The sequence below is a fragment of the Gammaproteobacteria bacterium genome (assembly GCA_027296625.1).
GTDB lineage: Bacteria > Pseudomonadota > Gammaproteobacteria > JAKEHO01 > JAKEHO01 > JAKEHO01.
Genome location: JAPUIX010000025.1, coordinates 1 through 4,198, shown reverse-complemented (window position 1 = coordinate 4,198; position 4,198 = coordinate 1). Strand labels below are relative to the sequence as shown.

The following is a 4,198-nucleotide window of genomic DNA, read 5'->3' as shown; positions in this document are numbered from 1 at the left end:
CTGCCGCGTCAGTAACGACAGTACGTGACGCCCGACGTACACGTCTCGGTACCGCAAGTTCACCAGGTCCGCTGCCCGGTCCGCGCCTGAAACCACTTCTCTAGCTCGGTCAAGAAACGGATCCCGTGGGACAATGTGAATGAAATCACTGAAAGCGATAAATCGATTGAAGCCAAAAACCTTGTAATATTGGAGGGTTATCGAGTTCCGTTCGACAAGTATATAGGGTGTGTAGCCACGCCACTCTAGAGTCTTGGCATAGACCCCATCCTCCTTGGCGGATGGAATGAAGTCGTGAAGACCGACGACGAGAACTCGCGGGTCGGCGTCCGAGCGAACGGGAACGCCAAAGAGGGACGCATACGCCTGACGGAATTGGCGGAGATCGCAATGGATCCGCCAGCGGTCCGCCAATCGCCGGGGATTAACCACGTACTTCGCTATACTTCGAAAGGAGACCATGGCCTTTATTTATCTAGTCCAGGCACATCGAACGACCAGTATATTCGCACGAGAGTTCACGAGCTCACTTTTCTCTATCACAAGTACCCATCTGCATGAGATTTGCCACTTCTCGTTCGCTTGGACAAACGAGCCGGTCATACCAACTCGTCCTGCAGATACGACAGTTCGGTTGTCTCCCACCGTTCAAATATGGCGCATGAACTTATCAGCCTCCGAATGCCCTCCTCTAGTGATACCCGAGGCGAGAACCCTAGTATCTCGTGTGCTTTACCCGTGTCACATACACGGATGGCGACCTCCCGGTCCGCGGCACGGTCCGTAAACGCGAAATCCGGCTGCTGCAGAGGCTTCATTTTACCATCTTTGCCAACAAGCCAGATGACTAACCGCGCTAGCTCCCACAAGTCAACGCTTCGTGCCCCATTCCCGATATTGAACACCTGTTCATTGGTTTCCCTGCGTAAAAGTGCCTCAACGGTCGCCCAAGCTACGTCACTTGCAAAACAATAGGACCGTTTCTGTTTACCATCGCCATAGATGATAGGAGGTCTGTCCTTGAGCACGTTTGCCACGAACTTGGGTATTACGAATTGTGCCGTCTGATACAGACCGTAAGTGTTAAAGTAACGTAGGATCGTGTAGGAAAACTCAGGATAACGTTGTGCATATGCCTTGCACAGTTCCTCCCCCACAAGCTTACTTACCGCATAGACGCTCTTGCCTTGCGTAGGCGCATTCTCATCCACGGGATTAAACGAAGGCTCTCCGTAAACTTCGGAGGAAGAGGAAAAAACGATCTTCTTCAACTGATGTTGGATGGCACACTCTAGTACACGCTTAGAGCCGTCCACATTAATTTCCAGGCACCTAAGCTTGTTGAGTTCCGTCCTTCTAACCCCCAGCATTGCAGCCAGATGGATTACGGCATCGCAACCATCCATAGCGTCACGAAGGGACGAGGAGTCAAGAACCGATCCGAAGAAGATTTCAATATCTCCCGCGACTGCGTGTTTTACCCGCAACACCTGTTCGGGAAGGTCAAATAACCGGACCTTCAATCCTCTCCGCTTCAGCTCAGTGCATACCTCGAGGCCAATGCAACCAGCGCCGCCGGTGACGAGAACTGATTGGATGTTCATGGAAGTCCTCGTGGAATCAGTACGTCATCTGCTTGTCAAGCAGTCGATGGTCGATGGGAATCTCGCTGAGAATCTTCACTACCCGCTCGGAACTCTTCCCATCGCCATAAGGGTTCACGCAGTGGTCAAGCTGGATTTTGAAAGACTCGTCCCCCACGGCCTTTTCAATGGCCTCGAAGATCCGGTCGCAGTCGTGGTCTACGTTGATCACGTTGGAGGCCTGCAACCGGCCACGCTGCCGGTTGCCGATGTTCACCGCGGCCAGCTTGAACGACGGTGCCTCCAAGATGCCACAGCTCGAGTTTCCTACCAGAGCAGAGCCGACAGTGAGCAGGCTGAGGAAGACTTCCCGATCAAGATTGCTGACCGCCTTGACGAAGGGGAGGTGTTCGTATTGGCGAATGACATCGATGATCTCTTGACCAGCGGCATCGACATTGGGATAGATCACCAGCGTCTGCTGCCGGGCACGCTTGATCGCCTCCATCGTTTCCACCATCTGGTCCCTGGTCTGACCCACTTCGGCGAGGACTGGGTGTTGGAGGACGATCAAGATGGGCTCGCCAAGCTTTAGGGCCAGCATGTTCGCCAGTGAGGACGGGTCGAGCTTCCGTCCGTGGATCACCTCGTCAAGTTGTGGCGCGCCAACGTTGAAGATGCGCCATGGTTCTTCACCCATTTTCTCGACGCGAAGGGTCGAGTCGTCGCAAGCCGGAAAGTGAATATGGCAAAGTTTCGTGATGGCGTGGCGGGCCGAGCCGTCGATATGTCCCGACAGGTCGCCCGACTGAAGGTGTGCAACCACGATATTCATGTAGGCCGCCGCCATCGTCGCTGCCAGCATTTCGCCACGGTCGCCACTAACGAGAACAATATCTGGCCTGAGCATGTCGTAAACCTGGGAGAAACTTTGGATCGCCACGCCAAGAGACTTGGCCCATGCGGTGGGTGTGTCTCCACCAATCATCATGTCCACTCGTGCGGCAATCGGCACCCCATCGCGCTCTACCTCGTGAAAGGAAAGCCCGTACTCCTTTAGCAGGTGCATACCCGTCACGATGAGTTCCATGTCAACCGCCTGGGACTCGTGTAGAAGCTTGATGATCCCGCGATTGTAGCCGTAAGTCGCGCGGGTACCGGTGATGACCGCGATCTTGCGTCGCTCTATTGCAGATGGTCCCACTGGACCTGGACTCCTTCGGGAATGTCCACCTTCGCTATCCGACCAATAACTTTCTTGAGGTCTTTTGCCGGAACCGCTCCCGTACCGGGGCTCGGCCGCTTCACCCAGACCACCTCAGGCGTGATGGTGGTCCCCTTGGCAACGGAGCATTCTGTCACAACGCTCTCGCGCGCCCATGCAATTATCTGGTTCTCCTCGGGGAAGATGCGCTTTTCGTCTCCGAGGGCCAGGAAGACAGCCTTGGCTCCCTTCACCAATTCGCCCAGCTCGAACGGCTCAAGCGACGAGGCGTGATCCGGACCCTTCTGCAGCTTGTCAAGCGTAAAGTGTTTCTCCACCAGGCACGCCCCCAGCGCGACGGCACCAAGCGACGTGTAAATGCCGCGAGTATGATCAGACAGTCCCACGGGCACCTTGAAGAGGTCCATATACTTGGGAATCATGTTCAGGTTGGCTATGTGGTACGGAGCTGGGTAGGCGGAAACACAGTGGGTGAGAATGAACGGGGTACCTACATTTTTGACCAGTTCCACCGTTTCAGCAATCTCATCAACGGTGCACATTCCCGTCGAAATGATCATTGGCTTTCCCTTTTTCGCTATATGTTCTTGAACAGGAAGATTAGTCAGCTCGCCAGACCCAGTCTTATACGCAACAACGCCAAGCTCCTCTAGAATATCAGCGCCATCTCGGCTAAACGGCGTGCACAGATATATTATGCCAAGGCTCTCACACAGCTGCTTCAGTCGACGGTGTTCGTCCACCGTCAAGTTCGTTTTGTCCAGGGTCTCCCAAAGGGGCTCATCAAAGTTATCGGATTGGGGGGCCTCCCTTAGCATCTCGTTCTCGAGCACATGGACCTGGAATTTGATCGCGTCAGCCCCAAGTGCGTGAGCCACGCGCACCATCCGCTCAGCCACAACGATCTCACCCTGATGATTAATGCAGGCTTCCGCGACAATGAAGGGCTTCTCCCCCGGAGCTATATACCGATCCCCGATCCTAACAGGTTCAATCATCCAAAGTCCCCCTCAACATTTAACTTGTAATCGATGCATCCGCTCATAAGACCCAGACAACCGTCCGAATGCAAACTCCTCATGAAAGATATCATCGAATCCAGGATCCCAGGGGTACTTTTCAAACTCAATTGGTCCGTCATCTCTATGTCTCGTAAAAATCCTCTCGTTTAAGCAATAAAAAAGACCATCTTTCCGCAGACATCTCTTCACTAGCCTAAAATAACAGTCGATAAGCGAATAATTCATTTCCTGAAATGCTGAGGTATTAATAGCAAGGTCTACAGATTCACAAGGTATTAGCGAAGCCTGTTCTGGGCACAAAAGAACAAAGTCAGCATTTTGAATATCCCTTTGGATCCCCTCCGCCTCGTGAGGGAGCACCACCAGAG

General features: G+C 53.5%; 5 protein-coding genes. All 5 read right to left on the bottom strand.

Annotated features, from left to right (window positions below; all coding sequences use genetic code 11):
• A partial coding sequence (locus tag O6944_01080; protein MCZ6717741.1) for a hypothetical protein occupies window positions 1–462 on the bottom strand: 462 nt, incomplete at its 3' end.
• Window positions 463–599: 137 nt separating this feature from the next.
• On the bottom strand, window positions 600–1,604 hold the full coding sequence (locus O6944_01075) for an NAD-dependent epimerase/dehydratase family protein (protein MCZ6717740.1): 1,005 nt from the start codon (window positions 1,602–1,604) through the stop codon (window positions 600–602).
• Window positions 1,605–1,620: 16 nt separating this feature from the next.
• The gene (gene neuC, locus O6944_01070; GenBank protein ID MCZ6717739.1) at window positions 1,621–2,787 is read right to left on the bottom strand and encodes a UDP-N-acetylglucosamine 2-epimerase; all 1,167 of its coding nucleotides are present in this window, start codon (window positions 2,785–2,787) and stop codon (window positions 1,621–1,623) included.
• A complete protein-coding gene (locus tag O6944_01065) occupies window positions 2,769–3,806 on the bottom strand; it encodes an N-acetylneuraminate synthase family protein (protein ID MCZ6717738.1) in 1,038 nt (345 codons plus the stop codon). Before O6944_01065 ends, neuC begins: the two co-directional genes overlap by 19 nt.
• 12 nt (window positions 3,807–3,818) lie before the next feature.
• On the bottom strand, window positions 3,819–4,198 hold a 380-nt coding region (locus tag O6944_01060), incomplete at its 5' end, for a hypothetical protein (protein MCZ6717737.1).